This is a genomic window from Flavobacterium sp., assembly GCF_027483985.1.
Taxonomy (GTDB): domain Bacteria; phylum Bacteroidota; class Bacteroidia; order Flavobacteriales; family Flavobacteriaceae; genus Flavobacterium.
This window is the reverse complement of sequence record NZ_JAIXTJ010000011.1, coordinates 18,107-44,685: the sequence shown is the minus strand read 5'-3', so window position 1 is coordinate 44,685 and position 26,579 is coordinate 18,107. Positions and strand designations below refer to the sequence as shown.

The following is a 26,579-nucleotide window of genomic DNA, read 5'->3' as shown; positions in this document are numbered from 1 at the left end:
AGTATAATTATTATGAAAAACAAATTTAGAAGAGTTGTTAATTTAAAGTTAATATTATTTTATCATTTCATTCTACTATTTCCGCTATCGTTTTCGTAACTTTTTTAATAAAAATTGATAAAATTGTATTATTGCTAGTGGTTCTTTTAGAGGTTGTATGATATGCCACTATTAAAGGAAGCGTTTCATTCCATAAAAATCTTCACGGTATTGACTAGGTGTTGTTTTTTTGATGCTCTTAAAAATGCGATTGAAATTGGCAATATTGTTGAAACCCGATTTGAATGCTATTTCAGAAATACTTAAATCCTTCTCGACCAACCATCTTGCAGCATAACCCACTCTGATGTCGTTTAAGTAATTCACAAAAGTCTTTCCGGTGCGTTTTTTTATAAATCGGTTGAATGAAACTGCGCTCATCATTGCTACATCAGACACATCATCTAGTGATATTTTTTCTGCAAAATTCTTTTGAACAAATTCATAAACTAATTTCATTTTGTCGTCGTCTTCAAATTTGTCATAATCAATAGTATAAGTAGATAAAAGCCTTTGATTGCGGGAATTAGCCATATCTTGCAGGATAGAAACAATTTCTAAAAAGTAATCCATACCTTCTAAACGCGATAGTCTGGAAATGCGTTCTTGCAAGTCGTTGGCCGTTTTTTTTGAAAACAAAATGCCGTGAATCGAGCGGTTGAACATTTCTTTAATAGAGCTCATTATGCGTCGCGAAAGCAAATCTTCATCGAATAAATCACTGTGGAATTGGATTGTTATTTCGTGTATTTTTTTGCTTTTGCAAGTATTTAATTCCCATCCGTGGTATAAGTTAGGCCCGACAAGAACCAATTCGATATCGTCAATTTCTTCAATATGATCACCAACTATACGGCGAACACCTTTTCCGTTTTTAATGAAATTAATTTCGTATTCTGGATGGTAATGTATTGGAAAATCAAAATTATCTTTGACGCGATCAAATACTAAGAAGCTGTCGCCTTTAGTTAAAGGAGTAATTTCTCGATGAAATTTTGTTATATCTTTCATATCTTTTTTATTTAATGTGCAATTATATGATATAAAAATGATAAAATAATACTATTGTTGATCAATTAACAAAACTATCTTTGAACTTTAAGAAAAATAAGCGTTGATTTTTTTTTGATACTAAAATAAAATCGATTAAAAATTGCGAAATTCTTATAATTTATAACAAAACATCAAAATGTAAATTTTGTATAACTTTGATTTCTAATTGATAAAAACAAAACCCTACGGATGAGATTAACATTATTACTATCACTATCAATACTTTTTGCAAACGTTTCTTGTAAGGCGCAATCGACTACAAATTTGAAAATGGTTGACGCATCGGCTACTAAAGAAACTCAAAAATTGTATGCCAATCTGCATAACTTAAAAGACAGAGGGTTTATGGTTGGTCATCAAGATGCGTTGGCTTATGGAGTTAATTGGAAGTATGAAGAAGGACGAAGTGATGTAAAAGACGTTACTGGTGCTTATCCAGCAGTATATGGTTGGGATTTAGGTGGTACCGAACACAAGTCGGATAAAGATATAGATGGCGTACCGTTTGTTAAAATGAAGCAATGGATTAAAGAAATTTACGATCGTGGTGGTGTAAGTACTATAAGTTGGCATATGGACAATCCGCTTACCGGAAAAAATGCTTGGGATATTACTCCAAATTCCTTTGCTTCGATACTACCAAATGGTGCTAAACACGAACTCTATAAATCTTGGTTAGATAATTCGGTTAAATTCTTTTTGTCGCTAAAGGGAAGTGACGGAAAAGCTATTCCGATATTGTATCGACCGTTTCACGAATTAACAGGCAACTGGTTTTGGTGGTGTAAAAATAATGCTACACCAGAGCAGTTTAAAGAAGTTTGGAAGTTTACGGTAGATTATTACAAATCTAAAGGTGTTCATAATTTGATTTATGTTTACAATACCTCAATGGTGTCGACACGTGAAGACTATCTAGAATATTATCCAGGTGAAGGTTATGCTGATATTTTAAGTTTTGATAATTATGAATATAACGATCCAACCAAAGACCACTCTTTTGTAGAAAATAATTTGAAGTTATTCGGAATAATGGATACAATTGCCAAAGAGCAAAATAAGATTATTGCTTTTGCAGAAACGGGTTATGAGCAAATACCCTACGATAAATTTTGGACCAAAACTTTAATGGAATCCATTGGAACTTACAAGATCTCTTTTGTTCTAGCTTGGAGAAATCACGGTTGGCAAGAAAATGAAAAGAAAATGCACTACTATGTACCTTTCAAAGGACATCCGAATGAAAAAGATTTTGTAGATTTTTTTAATTTAAAGCAAACCCTTTTTCAGAATGATGTTACACCAGTACAACTTTATAAATAAACCCATAAACCCCAATAAACAGCAGTAATGAAACTATCTAATATAGATTTAATTATAATCGCCTTATACTTTATCATGATGATTGTCATTGGTTTAGTAATGAAAAACAAAGCCAAGAAAAGCAAAGACAATTACTTAATGGGTGGAAAAAAACTACCTTGGTACATGCTTGGGTTGAGTGATGCCAGTGATATGTTTGATATTTCAGGAACGATGCTTTTGGTAAGTATGGCTTTTCTTTATGGATTCAAAAGTATTTGGATTCCGTGGATGTGGCCGGTTTTTAATCAAGTATTTTTGATGGTTTTCTTAAGTAAATGGTTGCGAAGAAGTAATGCTACAACTGGTGCTGAATGGCTCGGAACCCGTTTCGGATTGTCAGATAAAGGAGTTAAACAAAGTCACGCTATTGTGGTTGTTTTTGCATTGATGCTTTGCATTGGTTATATGGCTTATGCTTTTGTTGGAGTAGGAGAGTTCCTTGAGATTTTTATTCCTTATGAAACGATTAAAGAAGTAGTACCTTTTCTAGATGTTCATATGGAAAACTTTACTATTGGAAGTCCTGAATACGCATCAGCTTTAATCGAAGCCAAAAATACCACGGCACAATTTTATGGTGTTTCTATTTGTATTGTGGCTACGTTTTATAGTATTGTAGGTGGAATGCACGGAATTGTTCTTGCCGATTTTATCAAATACATGATTATGATTGTGTGTTCGATTTTTGTTGGAACTATTGCGATGCACCATTTGTCCAATTCAGGGATAGTCATTACCGATAGAATGCCACTAGGTTGGGACAATCCAATCTTTGGAAAAGAATTGGGTTTGGATTGGAGCACCATTTTGCCAGAAGCTACTAAAAAATTAGAATCTGACGGATATAAATTATTTTCTGCCATTGTAAGTATGATGTTCTTTTCTGGAGTTTTAAAATCTTTAGCTGGACCAGCACCAAACTATGATTGTCAGAAAATTTTAAGTACCAAATCGCCAGAAGAAGCTAGTAAAATGAGCGGATTTATTTCTATCATTTTGCTTCCAATCCGATATTTTATGGTAATGGGATTGTGTATTTTAGGCATTTTATATTTTAAAGATTTGGCTCTTTCTCAAAATGCTGATGGGATAAATTTTGAAAGCATAATGCCAGCTGTAATCAATAAATACCTTCCAGTAGGATTGGTTGGATTGGTACTTGCAGGTTTTCTTGGAGCCTTTATGAGTAACTTCTCAGGAACCTTAAATGCGGGTCAAGCTTATATTGTAAACGATATTTATCTTAAATATTTCAATCCAACAGCTGATAGAAAGCAAATCATCAATATGGGTTATCTGTCTGGAATTGTGATGGTGCTTCTTGGCGTTGGTTTAGGACTTTTAATCAAAGACGTCAATATGATTTTCAATATCATTACCGCTGGTTTGTATGGCGGATTCGTTTGTGCGAATGTCTTGAAATGGTATTGGTGGCGTTTCAATGCCAACGGATATTTCTACGGAATGTTATTCGGAATCATTGCCAGTGCCATTCCTCCAGCCTTATCCGTTTCTGGAATCACAACCTATTTTGACGGCACTCGAATGTTGTATTTCTTTCCAGTTTTTATCGTAATTCAATTGATTGCTTGCGTTTTAGGTTCGTATGCCGCGCCACCAACAGAAAAAGCAGTCTTGCATACGTTCTATAAAAACGTGCGTCCGTGGGGATTTTGGAAACCAATTCACGATGAATTACTGCAAGAAGATCCAACTTTAGAAAAAAATAAAAATTTCAAACTCAATATGTTCAATGTCTTTTTGGGCATTACGGGTCAAATTTTACTCACCTTAGTTCCGATGTATTTAATCCTGTCTAGATGGTTTGCACTTGGCATTGTCTTCGGATTATTTGTAGTCATTGCGCTTGTAATGCGACGCACTTGGTGGAACCGATTAACTGATTTTTAAAATAAATTTATAATATAATACGCAGCGTATGATCACGGAAAACATAACCAAAATTCACAATTTTGACGCTTTAACAACTAGTCATTTGGAGTTTATTCAACAACCCAATAGTCCAGTTTCAGAAAATAATGGCATTTATTCACGATATACCAATCCTGTTGTAACTGCTAAACACGTTCCGTTACATTGGCGTTATGATTTTAATGCCGAAACCAATCCGCTTGGTTTAGAACGTATTGGTTTTAATGCCACATTCAACGCTGGAGCAATAAAATTCAATGGTAAATACGTTTTATGTCTTCGTGTGGAAGGTAATGACAGAAAATCATTTTTTGCAATGGCTGAAAGCCCGAATGGTATTGACAATTTTCAGTTTTGGGACAAACCTTGTGTGATTCCACAAATTGAAGGAAATCCAGATACGAATGCCTACGATATGCGTTTGGTGCAACACGAAGACGGTTGGATTTACGGCATTTTTTGTACCGAAAGAAAAGATCCAAGCGCTCCAAAATCCGATACAAGTACAGCAATTGCTAATGCTGGTTTAGTGCGTACCAAAGATTTAATAAATTTTGAACGTTTGCCTGATTTGGTTTCCAACACAGGTCAGCAAAGAAATGTAGTGCTTCATCCAGAATTCGTTAACGGGAAATATGCCATTTACACGCGTCCGCAAGACGGATTTATTGATGTAGGAAATGGTGGTGGCATTGGTTTGGGCTACATTGACACTATGGAAAGTCCAATTGTAAAAGACGAACAAATCATCTTCGGAAAAGTGTATCATACTATTTATGAACTTAAAAACGGACTTGGTCCAGCGCCAATCAAAACCGATAAAGGTTGGTTGCATCTGGCACACGGTGTTCGAAATACCGCTGCAGGTTTGCGTTATACTTTGTATGTTTTTATGACCGATTTGAATGATATTTCTAAAGTAATTCACACGCCAGCCGGACATTTTATGGCGCCAGAAAACGACGAACGTGTGGGCGATGTTTCCAATGTTTTATTTTCAAATGGATGGATTGCCGACGATAACGGAACCGTTTTTGTGTATTACGCTTCTTCAGATACGAGAATGCACGTAGCAACTTCTACTATTGAAAAATTAGTAGATTACGCTATGAATTCACCAGAAGATAAATTTACTTCTGCCGGTTCAGTAAATACAATACTCGATTTAATTGAAAGAAATAAATCGATTTAAAAATCTAGTAAGAAAATAAAGTTCATCAAGATATATCTAACAACTTAATGTATCTTAATTTCTTAATGGTTCAAAACAACGTGTTTTATCTCTATGTTTTCAAATAAAATTATATTACGATGAAAAGGCTTCTATTAATTTTACTACTCACCACTGCTTTTGTAAACGCTCAAGTAGTAAAAAACAATGGTAACCTTCAAGTTATTGGCACGCAATTGTGCAACCAAAAAGGAAACCCAATTGTGCTTCACGGAATGAGTTATGGTTGGAGCTGTTTTCATCCTTCATTTTATAATAAAAAAACCGTAAAATGGTTGAAAAAGGATTGGAATTGTACTGTAGTTCGAGCAGCTTTAGGCGTTGAACCCGACAATGGTTATTTGCAAAACCCACAAGCATCTGAAAAATTAATTACCGATGTTGTTGATGCTGCTATTGCAAATGATATCTACGTAATTATCGATTGGCATAGTCACAATTTGAACCTAAAAGAAGCCAAAGATTTCTTTGATAGAATGTCTAAAAAGTACGGCAAGTTTCCCAATGTAATTTACGAAGTAGTCAACGAACCTGACCAAGAATCTTGGGAAGAAGTAAAAGCGTATTCTGAAGAAGTGATTGCTACCATTCGTAAAAATGATGCAGATAATATTATCCTTGTTGGTTCGCCGCATTGGGATCAAGACGTGAATTTGCCTGCTGAAAATCCGATAAAGAACGTTACAAATGTAATGTACACGATGCATTTTTATGCTGGGACACACAAACAATGGTTGCGTGATCGAACTGATGAAGCCATCAAAAAAGGACTTCCAACTTTCGTGTCAGAATGTGCAGGAATGGAAGCTAGTGGCGATGCCGCAATGGATTATGAAGAATGGCAAAAATTCATCGATTGGATGGATAAAAACAAAATAAGCTGGGTTACTTGGTCGGTTTCCGATAAAGACGAAACGTGTTCTGTTTTAAAGAAAGGTGCATCGGCAACAGGAAATTGGAAAGCATCTGATTTAAAGGAATCAGGAACAAAAACCAGAGAATATTTGAAAGCTTATAACCAAGACGGTTCATTGAAATCAAATTAAAATAATTGCAAAATGATTTTTGAAAAGGAATCCATAAATTTCACGACTTTTTTAGCTAAAATCAGCGCTGAGTTGCATTCGATTTTGGACTATTGGGAAACCAATGCCATCGACGAAAAGTTTGGTGGTTTTATTGGTGAAATTGATTTTAATGAAGTCAAAAATGAATTGGCTGACAAAGGTTCGGTATTAAATGCCAGAATTCTTTGGTCGTTTTCTGCAGCTTATCCTGTAACTAAAAATCCGAATCATTTGGCTATTGCCGAAAGAGCTTTTCAGTACATCAACAACTATTTTTATGATAAAGAATTTGCCGGAATCTTCTGGTCTGTAAACCACGATGGAACTCCAAAAGACACCAAAAATCAAATTTATGCGTTGGCTTTTACCATTTATGGATTAACCGAATTTTACAAAATTTCTCAAAATCAAGAAGCTTTACAACTAGCAATAAATCTGTATAATATAATAGAAAAATACAGTTACGATAAAGAAAACGAAGGCTACTTCGAAGCCTTTACACGCGATTGGCAACCCATCGATGATTTGCGTTTGAGCGATAAAGATGCGAACGAAAAGAAAACAATGAATACCCATTTGCATATTGTGGAAGCTTATGCTAATCTCTATCAAGTTTGGCCCTATTTAGAACTGAAAGACAAAATAAAAAAACTGCTTTACGTAATTAGCATTTATTTTATTGATAAAAATTCTTGGCATTTAAAACTGTTTTTCAATGAAAATTGGGTAGAAAAACCAGATGTAATTTCGTATGGTCACGATATTGAAGCGGCTTGGTTATTACAATGGTGCGCCGAAGTGATTGAAGACCAAGATTTGATTGAGAAATACCAAAAATACGCCGTAGAAATGGCAAAAGTTACCAAAGAAGGTCTTGACGTTGATGGCGGATTATGGTATGAATTGGATCCCGAAAAAAATGAATTAATTGCCGAAAAGCACTGGTGGCCACAGTCCGAATTGTGGATTGGAATGATAAACGCTTGGCAATTGACCAAAGACATCGACTATCTTAAAATCACTGAAAAGAACTTCGAGTTTGTACAAAAATACATTCTTGATAAAGAAAACGGCGAATGGATTTGGGGAATAAATAGAGATTATTCTAAAATCGAAAAAGACAAAGCTGGTTTCTGGAAATGTCCCTATCACAATTCACGCGCTTGCTTAGAATTGATTAAACGTTTGTCAACATAAAACCTATGAGAAAAATAATTGTATTATTCCTTTTAGTAGTAAATCTGACTTCCTATGCTCAAAAAAATCTAGTAGTAAATGGTGGATTTGAAATGGAGCTCAACAATTGGCGTGGTGATGTGGCGCAATTATCAACATTTGATAAAAAAGCTGGAAAAGCAAGCGCAATAATTACACAATATACTGGTGCAGAATGGAAAGCCATCGATCAAATTATTAGTATTCCGAAAAATACAGCCGCTATTGAATTCAGTGGTTGGATAAAATCGGATGCTATTGAAAAAGGCAAAAATGCTTGGAACACCGGAAAATTTGACGTCGAGTTTTTAAATGCTGGCGAGAAAGGAATTCAGAATGAAAACGTTGCTTCGGTTTTAGAAACAACACCTTGGACGTTTTATAAAAAAACCATTAAGGTTCCAACTTCAGCGTCTAAATTTCGAATTATGTTGGCTTTAGGTCAAACCAGCGGAACTATTTTGTTTGACGAAATTAAAGCAATTGCCATCTCGCAAGAAGAATTAAATAAAATTACTGAAGCAGAAAATGCTAGTCGAATGCCAACGGTTATTTCTGGTACTTTCGAAAATAAACCCATCGAATTAACTAACGGAACTTTTGAAAACGGTATTAACTCGTGGCGCGGAACTGCAGTAACTTCCACCACAATTTTCAAAGAAGGAAAATCGTCTTTAGTATTGAATTCTGCAACTTTCGATTGGACAGGAATTGATCAAATTGCTGATGTTGCACAAAATGTAACTTCTATTACGATTTCGAGTTGGTTAAAATCAGATAACATCCAACAAGGAAAAGACACTTGGAATAACGGATTATTAAATGTAGAATTCACCGGAAATGATAATCAAAAAACCAGTGACGACCAAAGTGTAACCTTTGTAACAGGAACAACCGATTGGACTTTTTACACTAAAACATTTCCGCTTCCAAAAGGAACTAAAAAATACAGAATTATGCTTGCTTTGGGTTTTGCATCAGGCACATTATATACTGACGATGTTAAGGTGAGTTTCCAATAATAATTTAATAAATAACAAAAATTGCTATGAAAACATTTTATATTTCTATTATAACGGTAGCAGTTTTGACACTGACTTCGTGTTCTAAAGACGACGGCACAACTTCCGAAACACCAGCAGTGAATCCGCCAGTTTTAGTTGCCGATCCAGTTACACCGCAAAATGTTAGAACTTTTATGGTTGACCAAAATGCCACAGAAGAAACGGTTGCACTTTTTTACAATTTACGTAAATTATCTCAAACTAAATTTGCTATCGGTCAACAAGATGCTTTCAATGCTTTTTACGGTGCAAGTGGCGCTTCTGATATTAAAAAAACAACTGGAAGCGATCCTGCACTTTTGGGTTCTGATTTTATGTTTATTACCGACAAAAGCAATAATGGTCAAGCTAGCAACTGGTTTTATCAACAAGAAAATATCATTATTGACGATACCAAAGAAGCTTATGCTAAAGGAATGATTAACATCTTTTGTTGGCATTTGCGTGAACCAAATAATGAAGATAGTTTTTATGCAGCCGATATGACAGCGGAGCAAAAAAGCACTGCTTTTAGAAGTATTTTGCCTGGTGGTGCAAAGCACGATTGGTACAAATTAAAATTAGATAAGGTCGCTTCGGTACTTTCTAACTTGAGAGATAACAATAATAAATTAATTCCTGTAATCTTCCGACCTTTTCACGAGTTTGATGGCAGTTGGTTTTGGTGGGGTGCAAATTATTGTTCGCCTCAAGAGTACAAAACGGTATTTCAGTTTACTGTAGATTATTTGAAAAACACTAAAAACGTTCATAATGTATTATATTCGTTTTCGCCTGATAATACTTATACAACGGCTACTTCTTATTTGTCGCGTTATCCAGGCGATGGTTATGTAGATGTTTTGGGAATGGATAATTATGGTGATTTCAATAATCAAGGAACTGCAGGATCTAATAATGCAAATACTAAATTAAAATACTTATCTGATTTAGCTATTGAGAAAAATAAAATTGCTGCTTTGACCGAAACCGGTTATCGTGTCACCAGTACAACTCCGGCAGTTCCTAATTGGTTTTCCTTATATCTTTATGATGCAATGACCAAAAACAATGTGCAATTAGCCTTTGTTATGTTTTGGAATAACGGCAATGGCGGTTATTATGTGCCAACGCCATCGAATAGCAATGCAGCCGATTTCAACAGTTTTGTTACCAAACCTAAATCCGTTTTACAAAATACGTTGCCTAGTATGTACGTTTTGCCTAATTAAATTTATATGAAAAAATATATTCTTCTTGCTTTTATACTCGTTTTTACAACCTCTTGTTCGTCTCAAAAATTTATTTCTGTCAAAGATTCTAAGTTTATCAAAGAAGGCAAACCCTATAATTTCATCGGAACTAATTATTGGTATGGTGCGATGATTGGTGCTAAAAACGGCGATAGAACACGATTGTTAAAAGAATTAGATGAGTTGAAAGCCAACGGAATTACCAATCTGAGAATTTTGGTTGGCGCTGAAGGTGGCGATCAAGATTTTACAGTTATGCCAGCATTACAAACCGAAAAAGGAAAATACAATCAAGAATTATTGGATGGTTTGGATTATGTTTTAGCCGAAATGGGTAAGCGTAATTTAAACGCCATATTATATTTAAACAACAACTGGGAATGGTCTGGCGGAATGGCAAAATACTTGGAATGGAACGGTTATGGAAAAGTTCCTAATCCGAATATTGCGCCTAATACTTGGCCTCAATTTATGAATTTTACATCGCAATTTCATTCGTGTGAACCTTGCAAAGACGATTTCAAAAAGCACATCCAATTCATTATCGGAAGAACCAATTCATATACCAAAAAGAAATATACCGAAGACAAAGCAATTATGGCTTGGGAAGTTGCCAACGAACCACGTGTTTTCACTAAAGAAAATGAAGCGGCCTTTACCAAATGGTTTAACGAAACTGTGGATGAAATTAATCGTTTGGATAAAAACCATTTAATCACCACTGGTTCGGAAGGTAAAGCAGGTTCAAACGACGATTTGCCTACTTTTGAACGTACACACGTTAATAAAAATATCGATTATTTAACGATGCACATTTGGCCAAAAAATTGGGGTTGGTATAAAATGGAAGACGAAAAAGGTTCAACACCTGTTGCTATTGAAAAAACAATTGCCTACATCGACGAACATATTGAAGTCGCCAAAAGATTGCAAAAACCAATTATTTTGGAAGAATTTGGTTACCCAAGAAGTCAAGAAAGTTTGGATAGAAATGCTTCGGTAGAATTTAGAAATCAATTTTACAAAGCTGTTTTCGAACGATTAGTACAAGCTATTTCAAACAACGAACCTTTTGTAGCCTTAAACTTTTGGGGTTACGCCGGACTAGCAAAAAACAATCCTAACGACGGAAAATGGAAAGTTGGTATTGATTTCACAACTGATCCGCCGCAAGAACCACAAGGTTTGAATTCGGTATTCTCAGAAGAGACTTCTACTATGAATTTGATAAAGGCTTTTAATTTGAAAATTCAAAAGTAGCGTAGAAGTGTGTGAAACGATTTTTTATTTTTATAAATACAATTTTTTACAATTGTCTTGTAAGTATTGCTGAACATCCGACTGTTAAATATGTTTCACATTAGATTGCGCGAAATTTAATTCCGTGCCCACATAAAATATTAAACCACTACACTACAACAAAAAAAGTTTTAGTTTTTTTATATTTGTTATTCAAATGTACGCCATAGTCAACAAAATATAAAGCCACAGCATCTGAAGAATGCTATTTTATCACAATCACAACTGTTGGATGAATAGATGTTTTTACACGCTTATATCAATATTAGGTTATCGTAAATGGTTTAAAATATTGACAAAATTTTGTGGCACGGATTGCAAATCCGCGCGATAGGGATTAACTTCGTTGTTCAAGATTTAGCTCCGTAGTGGAAATGAAATGCTTTTTTCAATCTGCGATTTAAAAACTATTTTTTTTGTATACAATTTTACTTTTTTGAGCGAGCTCAAGAGTAAAATTGGATACAAAAAAAGCCCTGACTTGCGTCAGAGCTTTTTCTTCTTAAGTGACCTCGACTGGATTTTGCTGTGCAACATCCTTCAAAGCTCCGCTTTGAAAATACTGTTTAAAACAAAAAAATCGCTTAAGCAAGCTTAGCGATTTTTTTGTTTTAAACAGTATTCATTCGTGACCTCGACTGGATTCAAACCAGTAACCTTCTGAGCCGTAATCAGATGCGCTATTCAGTTGCGCCACGAGGCCTTTTTTGTGGGTGCAAATATAAAGATAAATGTGTAACTTGCAAATCAAAATGACGATTAAATTTAAAAAATATGCCACTAAAAAAATACATACGTGATATTCAGGATTTTCCGAAGCCAGGAATTTTGTTTAAAGACATCACTCCGTTACTAAATAACCCAATTGCAAGGAAAGAAACTCTAGATTTATTGCTTTCAACTCTAAAAGATAAAAAAATCGATAAGGTAATTGGTGTAGAAAGTCGCGGTTTCTTTTTCGGAATTCTTTTAGCCGAAGCGCTAAATGTAGGTTTTATTCCGGTACGTAAACCTAATAAATTACCATTTGAAACCATTTCGGCTTCTTATGATTTAGAATATGGTACGGATACCCTTGAAATTCACACAGATGCTATTCAAAAAGGCGATCGCGTGTTAATCCACGATGATGTTTTGGCTACTGGTGGAACAGCAAAAGCCGTTTGTGAACTTGTAGAACGTTTGGGTGGAACCATAGTACAATGCAATTTCTTGATGGAATTATCCTTTTTAAACGGCAGAGATAAACTCGGTAGCAATGAAGTTTTTGCGGCTATAACTTATTAAATGCAACGCGCTATTTTACTTTAAAGCTCTTGTAGTTACATAATAACGGTAGGCGATAAGTGCCATCTGCCATTTTTTAGCTTTTGCCAAATCTACTCGCTGTTTGGTAAAACTCGGTAGAAGTAGTTTGTTGATTTTAGCTAGTACTTTAAACATTATTTTTTTTGCAAAGATAGTTTTTTTTTTATTCGTTGCCTTTGAGAGCCTCAGGCAGCGAATAAAAAAAAGACCGCTTCATTAAGAGCGGTCTTTTGATTATGTTTTTTTTGTTTTTGTTGTCGTTTTCGACTTTTCAATTTCTTTTCTTGCTTTTTCTAGTTCTTCTTTGGCTTTTATCATTTCTTCTTTGGCTTTCAGCATTTCTTCTTTGGTTTTGTCTAAATCTTCGGTTTTAGTTGTTCCGAAAGACGATTTCATTTCATCCATTTGTTTTTTGAAGTTTTGTAAACCTTCAGGACTTCTAAAATCATATTGTTTGTCAAATAAACCATCTTCTGATTTTCCAGAGAATTCTATTTTAGAACTTTTTCTGATTTCTTCAATTTCTTCCGGCGTGTAATCATCGCCACCTTCAACTACTTCACCATTTTTAAAAACTAGAGGTTTTTTACCGTCTTTTTGAATCATAATTCTGGTTTCAGCATCACCGAACTTTAAGTCATCTGAAAAACTAAACGATTGTCCGTTTTTGTCTCCACCAAAGTTGAAACGTTTTATTAAATCATCTGCACCAGCAAAACCGCCCATCAGTGGGTTTCCGGCAAAGATGTCATTTCCGTTAGATGCTTCACCAAAACCTATAGTTTCACCTTGTTTAAAAAACTTAATGGTTGCAATTGGGTTGGCATTATCCAATTCTAACTTCCCTTTATTTCCTTTTCTATCTGAATATTCTACTTTGATAGCCGTAATTTCAGCTTTAGCGTTACGTTTAACACCCGAATATTTGATGGTGATTCCCAATTCGCCAAGCGCTTTAACGTCGTCTTTCATTTCGCTCTCAGGCGTACTTTTGTTCCAAGTCATTACAACATCATCACTGTTGGTTTGATCGTACAAAGTATAAGGTTTTTGTTGCGCCACAGTAGCGTTCGGATTGAAAAGAAACGCAAATAATGCAGAAAGGACCAAAGCAAAGTTTCTAAATTGTGTTTTCATAAAATTTGTTATTTGATTTGTTGATTGCTATAATTCTCAAACAAATTTATAAAGATGTCTATTTCAACGGAAAGAGATTTGCAATTTTTTAACGTTTTTATTTTTTTGAACCCTGTTCTATTTCTTTTTTTTCAAGGAGCTTTTTCATTTCAATTTCATATAATTCCATTTTTTCTTCGTAAGATTTCATTTCAGCTTCAAACGGTTTCATTAATTCTTCAATATTCATCATTTCCTTCGTATAGGCTTCAATTTTTGGTTCAAGTGTTTTCATTTTTTCCTCAAATTCTGCCATTTTTTTTTCAAATTTTTTCCACTCTTTTTCGTTCGTTAATGGCGTTCCCGATGGTGATTTTGGTGCTTTTGGTAAATTAGGAAAATCCATTTTAGGCATTGCAAATGTTGGAGGTGTTGGAGGTGTTGGCGGAAGTGGATAGTTAGTATCCAGTACATTGTCAATTATTTTTGTTTCGCCTTGAAAAATTACAGCGCCATCTTTAGCTCTTTGACCGTATTTTTGTACCGCCTCTTTCGAATCTACTTTAATAATACTTCCATCAACAATGGCAATATTTTTTCCTTTTAAGTCATCTTTTGTGTAAGATTTGCCATTAATGATAAACAAACGATCTAATTTATCTTTTGTATCACTTTCAAAGTGTGAGTTGTAGATCGATTCTTATTTTTCATTTTCTTTTGATAACATTTCATTAGTTTCTACATTATAATACCCAATCTGACCTTTTCCATTTTCATCAATATCTCGCACAAAATGTATCGGATTTATTCCGTTTTTATTCTTAAAAGTTGACGTGTCTTCATTACCAAGATTATCTTTATAAGAAATGGTAATCGATGTAATTTCATTTTTGCTGTTTCTTTCGATTTTTGTAAAATCAAAATTTACTACGTTACTAGCATTTTTAGCATCTTCTTTTAATTCTTTGTCAGATGAATTTTTAGTCCAAGTTAAATCAATTATGGATCTATTTGGTTCTTTCTCTTGCGCTACGACTTTTATTTGAAATAAAAACACGAAAGCAATAATTACAGGAAGTATGAGGCTGTACTTCCAAATGTTTCTTTTTTTGGATTGATTTTTGTTTAACATAACGATTCGTTTTTTGATTAATGATTGATAAAAATGATTGGTGATGGGCAAGCAGTTTTGATGAGAAACTACTTTTAAAAGTGCCATTTGATAACACTTTTTGTCTTCTATATTTTGAATTGCCTTACTATCAGCAATGTATTCTAAATTCTGAATTATGGCTTTTTGATACAACCAAATTAATGGATTGAACCAAAAAACAATCGTAAATAGCTTGGCTACCAAAACATCAATCGAATGTTTTTCTTGACTGTGGATTTTCTCATGCAACAAAATACTTTCTAACTCTTGTTTAGAATATAAATTGGAATTGAAAACAATGTAATTGAAGAAAGAAAAAGGTGCAATGTTTTGATTGATATTTATGTAGGATAGGTTATCTTCTTTTGTATATGGCTGTTTTCTTATCAATTTTGCCAGCGAAAAAATGTCCAAAATCATTTTTAGAAGTAGGAACGAAGTAACAATTACGTAGGCTAAAAGTATAATTTGAAACCAATCTATACTTTCTGGAATAGTAGCAGAACCATCGTTGATGATAATTGGTTGATTAGTACTTTCTAAAACCATAGGCACAGTCACTTTTTGGCTTGCAACATAAACGATTTTAGTAATAAAAAATAAAGGCAATAGGATGGAAGTGGCCAAACCCGAAAGCAAAAACCATCGATTGCTAGTGAAAAAAGTTTCTTTTCTTAACAAAAAGTAATAGGCAAGAAAGAAGGCTGCCAACAATCCGCTTGATTTTAAAAGGTAGGTTACAAGTTCTTCCATACTATTACTTCTTTATTTTGTAATTATTTTTTATTTTCGATGATCGCCAAAATCTCACGTAATTCTTCAGCCGAAATTTTTTCTTCTTCTGCAAAAAAGGAAACCATATTTTTATAAGAATTGTCAAAATAGTTCTCAATTGCCGTACTCATAAATTCTTTTCTGTAATCCTCTAAGGCAATAATCGGATAATATTGATGCGTATTTCCGAAGGCATTGTGACTTACATATCCTTTATCCTCTAAGTTTCTTATGATGGTTGAAAGCGTGTTGTAATGTGGCTGTTCTTCCGTTATTTCTGCCATCACTTCTTTTACGAAAGCCTTTTTTAGCTTCCATAAAATGTGCATAATCTCTTCTTCTTTGTTGGTTAACTTTTGCATTTTGATAATTTTATACGACAAACATATAACTATATTTTTAGTTACACAACTATTTTTATAGTTATATAACTAAATTTAACGTTTGCTCTTTTTTGTTTTTATTTTAAAGATAAGACAAACGCAGTAAAATCAAACTATTAATAGATTTTGTTCTAAAAAATAATTAGTTACTTTTGTTTCAATAATTAAAGTGATGACTACCAAGAACTATAATAAAACCAATTTTCACAAATACACTTTTTGTATTTTCAATGAAGTTGATTTGGATGCTATCAAAGATTTGAAAATGCATTACAAAAGCAAATCAGGTAGTTGTTATTATTTTGTTGAAAATGGCGTGTATCGTTTGTCCAACCATTGGAGTAGAGTAGCTAATTGCAAATGGAGATTAGTTTCAAATTCTGCTGTCACACTGAGCGCAGTCGAAGTGCCCAATTCCAATAGAACGAAACTCGGGTACGCTAATTGGTCTGATTTTTATTCCGATAATGATGTAGAAAAGATTTACTTTCTTGAAGCAGATTATGAGTCTACAACGGTCAACTTTTATCACAAACAAAGTTCCAATTATTCTTCCGATAAAGTTTTAAGATCATCTTCAGAAACAACAAAATTAATCAAACAAATCCGCACTCTATTTGAAGAAACCGCTTGGGCAAAATATCTAAACGAAGGTAATATTGACAATTTAAGACAAGAAATCATTGAGGAAATGATACATTCTAATCAATCTTTCCAAGAAATAAGAAGAAAGTTTTTGTAGATTTTGAATTGTTAATTTATATATTCTACAAAATTACTGTAGTCTGAAGCTCTCGACGTCAATAGTAAATTGTTAAACCGCAACTTTTTCTTCCGCTACCAATCGCATTACATAGAAACCAGCTGCCGTACCAATTAGTCCGAGAATTCCCATAAACAGCCAGTTCATTTGATAGCCAAAAGCGGCAACAATTCCCATTCCGATTTTAGCACTTAGAATGTGTGCAGCACTGAAACTCATTGTGAAAATCGCCATATACCGACCTTCGTGACCTTTGGGTGCGCGACTTAATGCAAAAGAATTTGAAAACGGAAAAGCAAACATTTCGGCAAAAGTCATAAAGAGCATCATGATGATTAGAATTCCGGCCCAAAAATTTACTAACATTAAAAATAAACTTATAGCCATAAAGAAACAACCTATGGATACTATTTTAACTTTATTTAATTTATTACGTTCGATGTAACTAACGATTGGCATTTCCATAAAGAATACTAAAACACCGTTTAAGGTTAAAAGTAAACCGGTTTGAAGTTCTGTAAGATTAAATTGTTCTTTATGATATAGCGGAATTGTGGTGAATAATTGAAAAAATAATACGCCAGTAATCACACACATAAATAAGAAAATCCAGAACGGCTTGTCTTTAAAAACCGATGGCCTGTTGGCTTCCAAAAGTGCTTTTGATTCTTTAGATTCGGCTGGTTTTTTCTTTTCTTTTACTAAAATCCAAAAAATTAAAATCGCAACGATGCACGTTGCACCATCGGCCCAAAATAATCCTTTGTAACCAATAGACATAATGATTAATCCACCCAAAGCTGGTCCGGCTGCAAATCCGAGATTGATTGCGAGTCTTACCAATGTTAATGCTCTTGTTCTGTTTTCAGGTTTGGCATAAGCGCCAAGTGACACAAACATTGCAGGACGAAACATATCGGCCACTACCATAATTAAGAATATAGCGATACAAAGTCCGGTGTAGTTGGTAATAAATTGCAATCCGAAAAACATCATTCCACTTACTAAAAGACTGAAAATCATTATCCTATAAAATCCGATTTTATCAGATAATTTTCCGCCAAGCCACGAACCCACCATTGAACCAACGCCAAACCAAAACAAAATATTTCCGATTTGCAGGTAAGAAAATCCTAAATCTTCTTTCAAGTATTTTGATAAAAACGGCAACACCATTGTTCCAGCACGATTGATAAAAGTGATCAAAGTAAGTATCCAAACTTCCCTTGAAAAACCTCTAAAATTGTCTAAATATTTGCGGATGGCGTTTTTTAACATGCAACTTTTCTTATTTTGCAAAGGTATAAAACTTTGTGGCTTTAGTCCTTTGTAGCATAACAACTTTTGAACTATTTTTGTAAAAAATATTCTGATGAAAAAGTTATTCTCTTTGCTGCTTATTTCAAGTTTTTTAATAACGAGTGCTCAAGATAAAACGCTTGAAACCTCGGTTGAGTTTCAAGAAAATCTCAATATTGAGTATGCCGATAAAGATAAAAGTCCGTTAATGGAAGAAGATTTAAAAACTTTCAAGGCCTTAGATTTTTTTCCGATAAATGACAAATTTATTGTTGAAGCGCAATTTATTAGAACCAAAAAAGAGAAAGTTTTTAAAATGAAAACGTCAACTTCGCGACTTCCAGAGTATAAAAAATATGGCGAATTGCATTTCACAATCGATGGTGTTGCTTGTAAGTTGAATGTTTATCAGAATATTGATTTGATAAAAAAACCAGGATTTGATGATTATTTATTCCTTCCTTTTTCTGATTTAACTTCGGGTAAAGAAAGTTATATTGGTGGACGTTATGTAGATTTAAGAATTCAAAAAGGCACTACTTGGAAAATTGATTTCAATAAAGCTTACAATCCGTATTGTGCATATAATCACAAGTATTCTTGCCCGATTGTACCTTTGGAAAACGATTTGACTGTTGCTATTTTGGCTGGTGTAAAAAAGTTTCACGATTAATGAAATTTTTCAATTTACATACCCATAAATTCACAAACACTCCAGAAATTCTCGAATTAGTAAATCAATATCCTTGGGAATTTGACGCGACGATTCCGCAGTATTCTATTGGAATTCATCCTTGGTATATAGATGAAAACCGATTAGAAAGTGATTTAAAAATCATTGAAGCGAAGTTGCAACTATCTGCATGTTTGGCTTTGGGTGAATGCGGATTAGACAAACGAATTGAAGTTCCGATGGCATTACAAATAGAAGTTTTTGAACAGCAAATAGCGTTGGCAGAAAAATATCAAAAGCCGTTGGTATTGCATCTAGTGGCAGCATTTGATGAATTACTTGCGATAAAAAAACGATTAAAAATAACAGTTCCGATAATCATACACGGATTTTCTAAAAATCAACAAGTAGCAAAGCAGTTAATTGACAATGGATTTTATTTGTCTTTTGGAAAATATTTACTTAGAAATCCGGAATTAGAACTAGTTTTCAAGTCGGTTCCAAATGATCGATTTTTTCTAGAAACCGATACAATCGAAGAATCATTAGAACAAGTTTATAGTATAGCAGCAAAATATAAAAATATAAAAATGGAGGAGTTGATTGAAATTGTAAATTTAAATTTCAGTACTGTTTTCAAATCTAAAATCTAATATCAAAAATTTAATATTAAAATGGCAAAGTGGCAAGAACGTGCAGAATTACTTTTTAAAGCTGAAGGATTAAATAATTTAAAAAACGCCAATGTTTTGGTAGTTGGCGTTGGAGGTGTTGGCTCTTTTGCGGCCGAATTTTTGGCTCGTGCTGGAGTTGGAAATTTAACCATTGTTGATGGTGATGTAGTTGATATTACCAATATAAATCGACAGTTGCCAGCATTGCATTCAACGGTTGGAATGACAAAAATTGATGTTGTTGGCGATCGATTAATGGACATAAATCCAGAGTTAAATTTGACGAAAGTTAAAGAATTTTTATCTCCAGAACGTGCTTTCGAAATTGTGGAAGAAAAATACGATTACGTTTTGGATTGCATTGATAGTGTTACCCCTAAATTGAATTTGATTGTTGGTGCCAAGCGCAAACGTGTCAAAATAATTTCATCGATGGGCGCAGGCGGAAAAATGGAAGCTTCCAAAGTGAAAGTTGCTGATATCACTTCAACAGTAAACTGTATGTTTGCAAAAACCATTAGAAGACGATTAAAGGAATACAAAATCGACAAATTAAAAGTAGTTTTTTCATCAGAGATTCAGGACGAAAGCAGTTTGAAAATGACGGATGGTTCTAATTTTAAAAAATCATTTTACGGTACAAATAGTTATATGCCAGGACTTTTTGGTTTGCATATGGCTGAAACTGTGATTCGATCAATAATTAAGAAAGTTTAGAAGTTTAAATGTTTAGGAGTTTAAAATAAAATTCCAAACCTTATAAACTTTTAACCTCATAAACTTAAAAACCAAAAAAATGATACAAACCGTAATTTTTGATATGGATGGTGTAATTGTTGATACGGAACCCGTGCATCATTATGCCTATAATCAGCATTTTAAGCAATTAAATATTGATGTTTCTCCTGAAATGTATGCGTCTTTTACAGGAAGTTCTACTAAGAATACTTACACCATTATCAAAGCACATTTTGGATTGGAGGAAAGCATCGAAACACTCGTTAGAGCCAAACGAGATTTTTTTAATGCAGCTTTTGACAATAAAGAAGATTTATTTTTGTTGGATGGCGTTGAACACTTAATCAAGGACTTGCATAGTAACGGAATGCAATTGGTTTTGGCTTCATCATCGGCTAATGAAACTATTGAACGAATTTTTAATCGCTTTAATTTGCATCAATACTTTACTTTTAAAGTTTCGGGTGAAGATTTTCCGAAGTCTAAACCACATCCGGCGATATTCCTAAAAGCTGCTGAATTGGCCCAAACTGCTGTAGAACATTGTATTGTAATTGAAGATAGTACCAATGGTATTCAAGCTGCAAAATCAGCGGGAATTTATTGCATTGGTTATGATAGTTTTCATTCTAAAATGCAAGATTATGCTAAAGCCGATAAAGTAATTACTCATTTCAATGAGCTTAGTTTTGAGAAGATTAGAATGATTTCAGTTTAGGATTCTAGAAACCTACTAAGACGTTTTATCTTTACCCAACAGCTTCTTTATAAACTTTTAAGCATTTTTCTCTAGCTTCTTTATGATCTACAATTGGAGCTGGATAGTATTGTGTTTCCAATTCTGGAATCCATTTTTTGATGTATTTTAGTTCTTTATCAAATTTCTTGATTTGCTCGGTTGGATTGAAAATTCTGAAATAAGGTGCTGCATCAACGCCGCTTCCTGCTGCCCATTGCCAATTTCCAACATTGCTCGCTTGTTCATAATCTAATAATCTAGAAGCAAAATACGTTTCGCCCCAACGCCAGTCGATTAGTAAATGTTTGCATAAAAAACTTGCTACAATCATTCGCACACGGTTGTGCATGTGGCCGGTTTTATTTAATTCGCGCATTCCGGCATCAACAAAAGGGTAACCTGTTTTTCCGGCGCACCATTTTTTAAAAAGTTCTTCGTTGTTTTCCCATTTAATTTCGTCGTATTTTGGTCGGAAACTAGATTTATTAGTGTGCGGAAAATGCCACAAAATTTGCATAAAAAATTCCCTCCAAATTAATTCCTTTAAAAACGTTTCGTTTTTGCTTTCAAGTGCTTTACTAACCATTTTTCTGATGGAAACTGCTCCAAATCGGAGGTAAATTCCAAGATAAGAAGTCTTGTTTAACGCTGGGAAATTACGAGTAGCTTCATAATTATCGATTAAACTATTTGAGATATCAAATGGAGTTACCTTTATTGACGAAGCTTCAAAACCAATATCTGATAAACTTAAAAATGGGTAGGAGTGAAGTGCTATTTTAGATAAAAAATCTTCTGAGTTATAGTTTAAAAGTTGAATCTTCTTGAAGTTTTCTTTCCATTTGTTAGAATACGGTGTATAAACAACATAAGGTGTTCCGTCGTCTTTAACTACTTCGCTTTTTTCAAAAATAACTTGGTCTTTACTGGTTTTAAATTCGACATTATGCTCTTTAAATAAATGATATAAATCCAAATCACGTTTGCGCGCATAAGGTTCATAATCATTATTAGTATAAACGGATTTAATTGAATTTTCAGATAGTATTTTTTGATAAACTTCTAAAGGTTTTCCATAAAAAACGGCTAATGATTTACCAATTTTTTGAAGTTGGTTTTGAATTTGTTCTAATTGTTGATGAATGAAAGTAACGCGTGCATCGTCTTTAGAAAGTTGTGACAGAATCGATTCATCAAATATAAAAATAGGAAGCACTTCTTCAGCATCGTTTAGTGCGTGAAACAAACCAACATTATCATCAAGGCGCAAATCGCGGCGGAACCAGAATATATTCATAATTATTTTTTTCAAAAATCAAAATCAAAAATCAACTTCAAAAATCAACTTCAAAAATCAAATTTAAAAATCTATTTCAACTTTTATCAGAAGATTTATAGCGTTTTGTAGTTAATTTATTTTTTATCCGTTAACTAATAAGGTTGACATTCCTCCGTCAACGTGAAAAATTTGACCTGAAATCCAGTTACTTTTTTCACTTAATAAAAAGCTAGCCATTTGTGCAACATCTTCTGAAGTTCCTACTTTTTTTAGCGGATTTCTCGCAGCTGATTTTTCTTTTTTCTCCTCTGAGTTTAAGAATTTGTTTGCTAATGGTGTATCGGTTAAAGAAGGAGCAATTACGTTAACCCTAATTTTAGGGGCATATTCCGCTGCAAGAGCTTTTGCAAAGCCTTCGATTGCACCTTTAGAAGCTGATACGCTGGTGTGAAATGGCATTCCCATTGTTGCTGCAACCGTGCTAAACAATACAACACTTGACTGGTTAGACGCTGTTAAATTAGGCAAAACGGTCTGTAAAACTTTTACTAAATTTAAGAAATTGATTTGTAAATCATTTTCAAAAGCATCGATTTTCAATCCTTTGAACGGACGTAGATTAATGCTTCCTGGACAATAAACTAATCCGTCCAAAACTGCAGGCAATAAAGAGGTATCCAAGGTATCAGTTGTAGCATCAAATGGAATGTGTGTTACGTGCATATCGCCAATTTCTTCCTTTGTTCTAGATGCAATGTAAATTTTGTTGTCGTATTGTAATTCTTTCGCAATGGCTAATCCAATTCCATAAGAACCGCCAATAAGTAATATATTTTTCATTTATGATAGGTGTTTAGTCTGGTATTTATTGTTTTTATCTATTTGTATCGAATGCTATTTTTCAAATTCTCCGAACATTTCGATTAATTTTTTTCTGCGGTATTCAAAAATTTCATTCAACTTTGGTTTCACTATAAACGGATGTACCAATTGACCTAAAATTCCCATAGGCACTTTATAATCTACAATATCTTCCATTTCAACGCCACCCGGAATTTCTTTGATAAAATGTTTGTGATGCCATAAAGCGTATGGACCAAAACGTTGCTCGTCAACAAAATATTTTTTGTCTACAACGTGTGTGATTTCGGTTACCCATTTAGCAGGAATTCCTAAAACAGGTGTAACGATATATTGAATAATTTGTCCGGGAAACATTGGTCTATCAGCACCTGAAAGTATTTTAAAATCCATATAATCAGGTGTTATTTTTTGAAGATTTTTAGGATCACTTAGTAAATCCCAAGCTTCGTCAATTGAAATTGGTAAATTTTGTTTGGTATGTAATCGGTATATTTTCATTTTGATGAATTATTAATTTTGATGTAAAAGTAATAAATGTTTAATAAAATTGAATAATCATTAAACAAAAAATAACATCATTTAAGTTTATATTAACATTTGAAGCCGATACAATTTGTAATTTTGGGATTCTAAAACAATACTTATGAGAAAAATATTTATTTTATTGGCTATTGCCATTGCTAATTTAGCTGTAGAAGCGCAAGTAAAAACGCCTCAACCAAGTCCAAAATCGGTTTTAAATCAAGTAGTTGGTTTGACTGATGTTACTGTAGATTATTCAAGACCAAGCTCTAAAGGAAGAGTTGTTTTTGGTGATTTAGTTCCTTTTGGAAAATTATGGAGAACAGGTGCAAATGCCAATTCAACTATTTCTTTTAGCGATGATGTAGTTATTAACGGAACGACGGTAAAAAAAGGAAAATATGCTATTTTTACTTTACCTAAAGCCGATATGTGGGAAGTTATTCTTTACACAAGTACTGACAATTGGGGTTTACCAGAAAATTATGATGTAAACAAAGTGGCTGTTAGTTTAAATGTTGATCCTGTAGTTTTGAATAATAATGTAGAAACGTTTACAATCGGAATTAACAATGTTACTAATGATAGCGCAACTTTAGATATTTCTTGGGAAAAAACTATGGTATCTGTAAAATTTGAAGTACCAACTCAAAAAGCTGCGATGGCGAGTATTGCAAAAGTATTAGCTGGTCCAACAGCAGGTGATTATTTTTCATCAGCGCAGTATTTCTATCAATCTAATGGTGATTTAAACAAAGCTTTAGAATATGTAAACAAAGCGGTTTCAATGGTTAAAGCTGGTGAAGATGTTCCGTTTTGGCACTTGCGTTTAAAATCTTTAATTCAAGGAAAATTAGGTGATAAAAAAGGTGCAATAGAAACTGCAAAATTATCATTAGCTGGTGCTGAAAAAGAAGGTAATCAGGACTATGTAAAAATGAATAACGATAGTATTAAAGAATGGAGCAAAAAATAATTTGCACTGTTTTTAATGAAAAACGTCCCAAGAAATTGGGACGTTTTTTTTATGCGGTAACTTCTTTCGAGTTATTTTCTTTTAAGAAGAGTTGGCCTAGTAACGCTAGAATAATTGTGAGTAAAGCACCAATAAAATTTAACCATAAGAAACTTACCACATCCAAATAGTAGATGTAAAAGATAGTTAATTGACTTACCACGGCACTCCAAAAAATAGCTCTTGCTTTCACAAATTTGATATAAAAACCAACAAGGAAAATACCCAATACGGTTCCATAAAAAATCGAGCCTACAATATTTACTAATTGAATAAGATTCTCAAATAATGATCCAACGCAGGCAAAAAGAATAGCAATTATTCCCCAAAGTAAAGTGAAATATTTGGTAGCATCAACATAGTGTTTTTCTGATTTTTCTGATTTTAAATTACGTTTGTAAATGTCAATTGCTGTGGTCGAAGCCAATGCTGTCAATCCGGATGCCGAAGATGACATTGCAGCCGAAAGTATTACAGCAAGCAATAATCCAATCAATCCTTTGGGTAAATAATTTAAAATAAAATACAGAAATACGTAGTCTTTATCATTGGTTTCCGATTTTGGGTCGGCTTTGGTAATTAGTTCTTTGGCTTGATCTCGCAGATCTTTTTCTTTTCCAGAAATGGCTACCAATTTATTTCTTAGTATTGGATTGTCATAATTTTGATTTAAATGATCCATATACAACAAGTTGTATTCTTTTTTTTCTTCAGTTAAATCATTTAATTGTTTTTCAAGAGCATGGTACTGATCGGCATAAATTGATTTTTCAATGGTTGCTTTATTTATCGGATTAAAATTCAGCGGAACATCATTGAATTGGAAAAATACAAAAACCATAACTCCTGTCAGCAAGATAAAAAATTGCATCGGAACTTTCAGAAATCCGTTCATTATCAATCCTTTTTGGCTTTCTCTGTCAGATTTGCCCGATAAATAGCGACCTACTTGCGACTGATCTGTACCAAAATAAGCTAGGCTAAGAAAGAAACCACCAGCTATTCCGCTCCAAAAAGTGTATCGTGTTTCGGGATTGAATGAAAAGTCAACAATATTCATTTTGTCGTTTGCTCCAGCAATATGCAAAGCATTACTGAAAGTCATTTCGTTGGGTAACATGTGTAAGATAAGGTAAAATGTAATAAACATTCCGCTCATAATTACAAACATTTGCTGTTTTTGGGTTACGTTAACCGCTTTTGTTCCACCAGTGTAAGTATATATAATTACTAATATTCCGATAATTATGTTTAACAAAGTTAAATTCCAGCCCAACAATGTTGAAAGAATAATTGCTGGTGCATAAATTGTAAATCCAGTTCCTAAACCACGCTGAATGAGAAAAATTATTGCTGCAAACGAACGCGTTTTCAAGTCAAAACGTTGTTCTAGATATTCATAAGCAGTGTATACTTTTAATTTATTGTAGATTGGAATAAATGTATAGCAAATGACAACCATTGCAATTGGCAATCCAAAATAAAACTGTACAAAACCCATTCCGTCATGGTAGGCTTGACCTGGCGTTGATAAGAATGTAATGGCACTTGCTTGAGTAGCCATAACAGAAAGTCCAACGGTCCACCAATTGGTTTCTTTATTTCCAAGTATGTAATCTTCAACGTTTTTACTTCCTTTGGTTTTGTAAACGCCATATACAACAATAAACAAGAGTGTTGCCGAGAGAATAATCCAATCTATTTGTTGCATATTAGTAGAAAATTTGCATTAGCATAAAAAAAATGATGATATAAACGGCGTTCATTACTAAAAGCCACGTA

General features: G+C 33.6%; 26 protein-coding genes and 1 tRNA gene. 15 read left to right on the top strand and 12 right to left on the bottom strand.

Features of this window, described 5'->3' with window-relative positions; genetic code table 11:
- Nucleotides 1-171: 171 nt before the first annotated feature.
- Entirely contained in the window at nt 172-1,050 is an 879-nt protein-coding gene (locus Q0050_RS02100) for an AraC family transcriptional regulator (protein WP_298392194.1), read from the bottom strand.
- 231 nt (nt 1,051-1,281) lie between these two features.
- Here Q0050_RS02100 and Q0050_RS02095 point away from each other — a divergent pair, with 231 nt between their 5' ends.
- The 8 genes from Q0050_RS02095 (at nt 1,282) to Q0050_RS02060 (ending at nt 11,458) form a co-directional block, all read left to right on the top strand.
- Nucleotides 1,282-2,415, top strand: coding sequence for a glycoside hydrolase family 26 protein (locus tag Q0050_RS02095; RefSeq protein ID WP_298392192.1), 1,134 nt, complete (start codon nt 1,282-1,284; stop codon nt 2,413-2,415).
- A gap of 27 nt (nt 2,416-2,442) precedes the next feature.
- Nucleotides 2,443-4,368: a sodium:solute symporter family protein gene (locus Q0050_RS02090; protein ID WP_298392190.1), complete on the top strand. Its 1,926-nt coding sequence runs from the start codon at nt 2,443-2,445 to the stop codon at nt 4,366-4,368.
- Nucleotides 4,369-4,396: 28 nt separating this feature from the next.
- Nucleotides 4,397-5,581: a glycosidase gene (locus tag Q0050_RS02085; RefSeq protein WP_298392188.1), complete on the top strand. Its 1,185-nt coding sequence runs from the start codon at nt 4,397-4,399 to the stop codon at nt 5,579-5,581.
- 119 nt (nt 5,582-5,700) lie between these two features.
- The gene (locus tag Q0050_RS02080; protein ID WP_298392186.1) at nt 5,701-6,666 is read left to right on the top strand and encodes a glycoside hydrolase family 5 protein; all 966 of its coding nucleotides are present in this window, start codon (nt 5,701-5,703) and stop codon (nt 6,664-6,666) included.
- A 12-nt stretch (nt 6,667-6,678) separates the two neighbouring features.
- A complete protein-coding gene (locus tag Q0050_RS02075) occupies nt 6,679-7,884 on the top strand; it encodes an AGE family epimerase/isomerase (protein WP_298392184.1) in 1,206 nt (401 codons plus the stop codon).
- Nucleotides 7,885-7,889: 5 nt separating this feature from the next.
- Nucleotides 7,890-8,924, top strand: coding sequence for a hypothetical protein (locus Q0050_RS02070; protein WP_298392182.1), 1,035 nt, complete (start codon nt 7,890-7,892; stop codon nt 8,922-8,924).
- 26 nt (nt 8,925-8,950) lie between these two features.
- Nucleotides 8,951-10,177: a glycoside hydrolase family 26 protein gene (locus Q0050_RS02065; RefSeq protein WP_298392180.1), complete on the top strand. Its 1,227-nt coding sequence runs from the start codon at nt 8,951-8,953 to the stop codon at nt 10,175-10,177.
- A 6-nt stretch (nt 10,178-10,183) separates the two neighbouring features.
- Nucleotides 10,184-11,458, top strand: a complete 1,275-nt coding sequence (locus Q0050_RS02060) for a cellulase family glycosylhydrolase (RefSeq protein ID WP_298392178.1) — start codon at nt 10,184-10,186, stop codon at nt 11,456-11,458.
- A 668-nt stretch (nt 11,459-12,126) separates the two neighbouring features.
- Here the strand turns inward: Q0050_RS02060 and Q0050_RS02055 are convergent.
- Nucleotides 12,127-12,200: transfer RNA gene (locus tag Q0050_RS02055), tRNA-Arg, on the bottom strand.
- A 71-nt stretch (nt 12,201-12,271) separates the two neighbouring features.
- On the opposite strand from Q0050_RS02055, the gene Q0050_RS02050 reads away from it, so the two are divergent.
- Nucleotides 12,272-12,784 (top strand): adenine phosphoribosyltransferase, encoded by a 513-nt coding sequence (locus Q0050_RS02050; protein WP_298392176.1) that lies wholly within the window; start codon nt 12,272-12,274, stop codon nt 12,782-12,784.
- A gap of 15 nt (nt 12,785-12,799) precedes the next feature.
- On the opposite strand, the gene Q0050_RS02045 is transcribed toward Q0050_RS02050, so the two are convergent.
- The 5 genes from Q0050_RS02045 to Q0050_RS02025 all read right to left on the bottom strand — a co-directional run bounded on the left by Q0050_RS02045 (nt 12,800) and on the right by Q0050_RS02025 (nt 16,210).
- Nucleotides 12,800-12,940: an SsrA-binding protein gene (locus Q0050_RS02045; RefSeq protein WP_298392174.1), complete on the bottom strand. Its 141-nt coding sequence runs from the start codon at nt 12,938-12,940 to the stop codon at nt 12,800-12,802.
- A 99-nt stretch (nt 12,941-13,039) separates the two neighbouring features.
- On the bottom strand, nt 13,040-13,942 hold the full coding sequence (locus Q0050_RS02040) for a hypothetical protein (RefSeq protein WP_298392172.1): 903 nt from the start codon (nt 13,940-13,942) through the stop codon (nt 13,040-13,042).
- 97 nt (nt 13,943-14,039) lie between these two features.
- Nucleotides 14,040-14,567, bottom strand: coding sequence for a hypothetical protein (locus tag Q0050_RS02035; RefSeq protein ID WP_298392170.1), 528 nt, complete (start codon nt 14,565-14,567; stop codon nt 14,040-14,042).
- A gap of 54 nt (nt 14,568-14,621) precedes the next feature.
- Nucleotides 14,622-15,827 (bottom strand): M56 family metallopeptidase, encoded by a 1,206-nt coding sequence (locus Q0050_RS02030; RefSeq protein WP_298392168.1) that lies wholly within the window; start codon nt 15,825-15,827, stop codon nt 14,622-14,624.
- A gap of 23 nt (nt 15,828-15,850) precedes the next feature.
- Nucleotides 15,851-16,210, bottom strand: coding sequence for a BlaI/MecI/CopY family transcriptional regulator (locus tag Q0050_RS02025; protein WP_298392166.1), 360 nt, complete (start codon nt 16,208-16,210; stop codon nt 15,851-15,853).
- Nucleotides 16,211-16,403: 193 nt separating this feature from the next.
- Between Q0050_RS02025 and Q0050_RS02020 the strand changes: the two genes are divergently transcribed.
- Nucleotides 16,404-16,973, top strand: a complete 570-nt coding sequence (locus Q0050_RS02020; protein ID WP_298392164.1) for a hypothetical protein — start codon at nt 16,404-16,406, stop codon at nt 16,971-16,973.
- Between the two features lie 72 nt (nt 16,974-17,045).
- On the opposite strand, the gene Q0050_RS02015 is transcribed toward Q0050_RS02020, so the two are convergent.
- The gene (locus tag Q0050_RS02015; RefSeq protein WP_298392162.1) at nt 17,046-18,272 is read right to left on the bottom strand and encodes an MFS transporter; all 1,227 of its coding nucleotides are present in this window, start codon (nt 18,270-18,272) and stop codon (nt 17,046-17,048) included.
- A gap of 94 nt (nt 18,273-18,366) precedes the next feature.
- Between Q0050_RS02015 and Q0050_RS02010 the strand changes: the two genes are divergently transcribed.
- The 4 genes from Q0050_RS02010 (at nt 18,367) to Q0050_RS01995 (ending at nt 21,096) form a co-directional block, all read left to right on the top strand.
- Nucleotides 18,367-18,966: a DUF1684 domain-containing protein gene (locus tag Q0050_RS02010; RefSeq protein WP_298392161.1), complete on the top strand. Its 600-nt coding sequence runs from the start codon at nt 18,367-18,369 to the stop codon at nt 18,964-18,966.
- Nucleotides 18,966-19,619: a TatD family hydrolase gene (locus Q0050_RS02005; RefSeq protein ID WP_298392159.1), complete on the top strand. Its 654-nt coding sequence runs from the start codon at nt 18,966-18,968 to the stop codon at nt 19,617-19,619. Before Q0050_RS02010 ends, Q0050_RS02005 begins: the two co-directional genes overlap by 1 nt.
- Nucleotides 19,620-19,640: 21 nt before the next feature.
- Complete coding sequence (locus tag Q0050_RS02000; RefSeq protein ID WP_298392157.1) at nt 19,641-20,357, top strand: tRNA threonylcarbamoyladenosine dehydratase; 717 nt, start codon at nt 19,641-19,643, stop codon at nt 20,355-20,357.
- 79 nt (nt 20,358-20,436) lie between these two features.
- Nucleotides 20,437-21,096 (top strand): HAD family phosphatase, encoded by a 660-nt coding sequence (locus tag Q0050_RS01995; protein ID WP_298392155.1) that lies wholly within the window; start codon nt 20,437-20,439, stop codon nt 21,094-21,096.
- A gap of 31 nt (nt 21,097-21,127) precedes the next feature.
- Here Q0050_RS01995 and Q0050_RS01990 read toward each other — a convergent pair whose 3' ends face one another.
- From Q0050_RS01990 to Q0050_RS01980, 3 genes are all read right to left on the bottom strand, one after another.
- Complete coding sequence (locus Q0050_RS01990; RefSeq protein WP_298392153.1) at nt 21,128-22,414, bottom strand: deoxyribodipyrimidine photo-lyase; 1,287 nt, start codon at nt 22,412-22,414, stop codon at nt 21,128-21,130.
- Nucleotides 22,415-22,537: 123 nt separating this feature from the next.
- Nucleotides 22,538-23,236 (bottom strand): SDR family NAD(P)-dependent oxidoreductase, encoded by a 699-nt coding sequence (locus Q0050_RS01985; RefSeq protein ID WP_298392151.1) that lies wholly within the window; start codon nt 23,234-23,236, stop codon nt 22,538-22,540.
- 54 nt (nt 23,237-23,290) lie between these two features.
- Nucleotides 23,291-23,758 (bottom strand): SRPBCC family protein, encoded by a 468-nt coding sequence (locus tag Q0050_RS01980; RefSeq protein ID WP_298392149.1) that lies wholly within the window; start codon nt 23,756-23,758, stop codon nt 23,291-23,293.
- 145 nt (nt 23,759-23,903) lie between these two features.
- Between Q0050_RS01980 and Q0050_RS01975 the strand changes: the two genes are divergently transcribed.
- Complete coding sequence (locus Q0050_RS01975) at nt 23,904-24,758, top strand: DUF2911 domain-containing protein (protein ID WP_298392147.1); 855 nt, start codon at nt 23,904-23,906, stop codon at nt 24,756-24,758.
- A gap of 49 nt (nt 24,759-24,807) precedes the next feature.
- Here Q0050_RS01975 and Q0050_RS01970 read toward each other — a convergent pair whose 3' ends face one another.
- A complete protein-coding gene (locus Q0050_RS01970; RefSeq protein ID WP_298392146.1) occupies nt 24,808-26,508 on the bottom strand; it encodes a sodium:solute symporter in 1,701 nt (566 codons plus the stop codon).
- Between the last annotated feature and the right edge of the window lie 71 nt (nt 26,509-26,579).

Coding starts and splice junctions, on each gene's coding strand:
- Q0050_RS02100 (WP_298392194.1), bottom strand. CDS start 1,050: ATGAAAGATATAACAAAATTTCATCGAGAAATTACTCCTTTAACTAAA.
- Q0050_RS01980 (WP_298392149.1), bottom strand. CDS start 23,758: ATGAAAATATACCGATTACATACCAAACAAAATTTACCAATTTCAATT.
- Q0050_RS01990 (WP_298392153.1), bottom strand. CDS start 22,414: ATGAATATATTCTGGTTCCGCCGCGATTTGCGCCTTGATGATAATGTT.
- Q0050_RS02065 (WP_298392180.1), top strand. CDS start 8,951: ATGAAAACATTTTATATTTCTATTATAACGGTAGCAGTTTTGACACTG.
- Q0050_RS02070 (WP_298392182.1), top strand. CDS start 7,890: ATGAGAAAAATAATTGTATTATTCCTTTTAGTAGTAAATCTGACTTCC.
- Q0050_RS02090 (WP_298392190.1), top strand. CDS start 2,443: ATGAAACTATCTAATATAGATTTAATTATAATCGCCTTATACTTTATC.
- Q0050_RS01975 (WP_298392147.1), top strand. CDS start 23,904: ATGAGAAAAATATTTATTTTATTGGCTATTGCCATTGCTAATTTAGCT.
- Q0050_RS01970 (WP_298392146.1), bottom strand. CDS start 26,508: ATGCAACAAATAGATTGGATTATTCTCTCGGCAACACTCTTGTTTATT.
- Q0050_RS02045 (WP_298392174.1), bottom strand. CDS start 12,940: ATGTTTAAAGTACTAGCTAAAATCAACAAACTACTTCTACCGAGTTTT.
- Q0050_RS02075 (WP_298392184.1), top strand. CDS start 6,679: ATGATTTTTGAAAAGGAATCCATAAATTTCACGACTTTTTTAGCTAAA.
- Q0050_RS01985 (WP_298392151.1), bottom strand. CDS start 23,236: ATGAAAAATATATTACTTATTGGCGGTTCTTATGGAATTGGATTAGCC.
- Q0050_RS02010 (WP_298392161.1), top strand. CDS start 18,367: ATGAAAAAGTTATTCTCTTTGCTGCTTATTTCAAGTTTTTTAATAACG.
- Q0050_RS02080 (WP_298392186.1), top strand. CDS start 5,701: ATGAAAAGGCTTCTATTAATTTTACTACTCACCACTGCTTTTGTAAAC.
- Q0050_RS01995 (WP_298392155.1), top strand. CDS start 20,437: ATGATACAAACCGTAATTTTTGATATGGATGGTGTAATTGTTGATACG.
- Q0050_RS02050 (WP_298392176.1), top strand. CDS start 12,272: ATGCCACTAAAAAAATACATACGTGATATTCAGGATTTTCCGAAGCCA.
- Q0050_RS02025 (WP_298392166.1), bottom strand. CDS start 16,210: ATGCAAAAGTTAACCAACAAAGAAGAAGAGATTATGCACATTTTATGG.
- Q0050_RS02030 (WP_298392168.1), bottom strand. CDS start 15,827: ATGGAAGAACTTGTAACCTACCTTTTAAAATCAAGCGGATTGTTGGCA.
- Q0050_RS02000 (WP_298392157.1), top strand. CDS start 19,641: ATGGCAAAGTGGCAAGAACGTGCAGAATTACTTTTTAAAGCTGAAGGA.
- Q0050_RS02040 (WP_298392172.1), bottom strand. CDS start 13,942: ATGAAAACACAATTTAGAAACTTTGCTTTGGTCCTTTCTGCATTATTT.
- Q0050_RS02060 (WP_298392178.1), top strand. CDS start 10,184: ATGAAAAAATATATTCTTCTTGCTTTTATACTCGTTTTTACAACCTCT.
- Q0050_RS02015 (WP_298392162.1), bottom strand. CDS start 18,272: ATGTTAAAAAACGCCATCCGCAAATATTTAGACAATTTTAGAGGTTTT.
- Q0050_RS02085 (WP_298392188.1), top strand. CDS start 4,397: ATGATCACGGAAAACATAACCAAAATTCACAATTTTGACGCTTTAACA.
- Q0050_RS02095 (WP_298392192.1), top strand. CDS start 1,282: ATGAGATTAACATTATTACTATCACTATCAATACTTTTTGCAAACGTT.
- Q0050_RS02005 (WP_298392159.1), top strand. CDS start 18,966: ATGAAATTTTTCAATTTACATACCCATAAATTCACAAACACTCCAGAA.
- Q0050_RS02020 (WP_298392164.1), top strand. CDS start 16,404: ATGACTACCAAGAACTATAATAAAACCAATTTTCACAAATACACTTTT.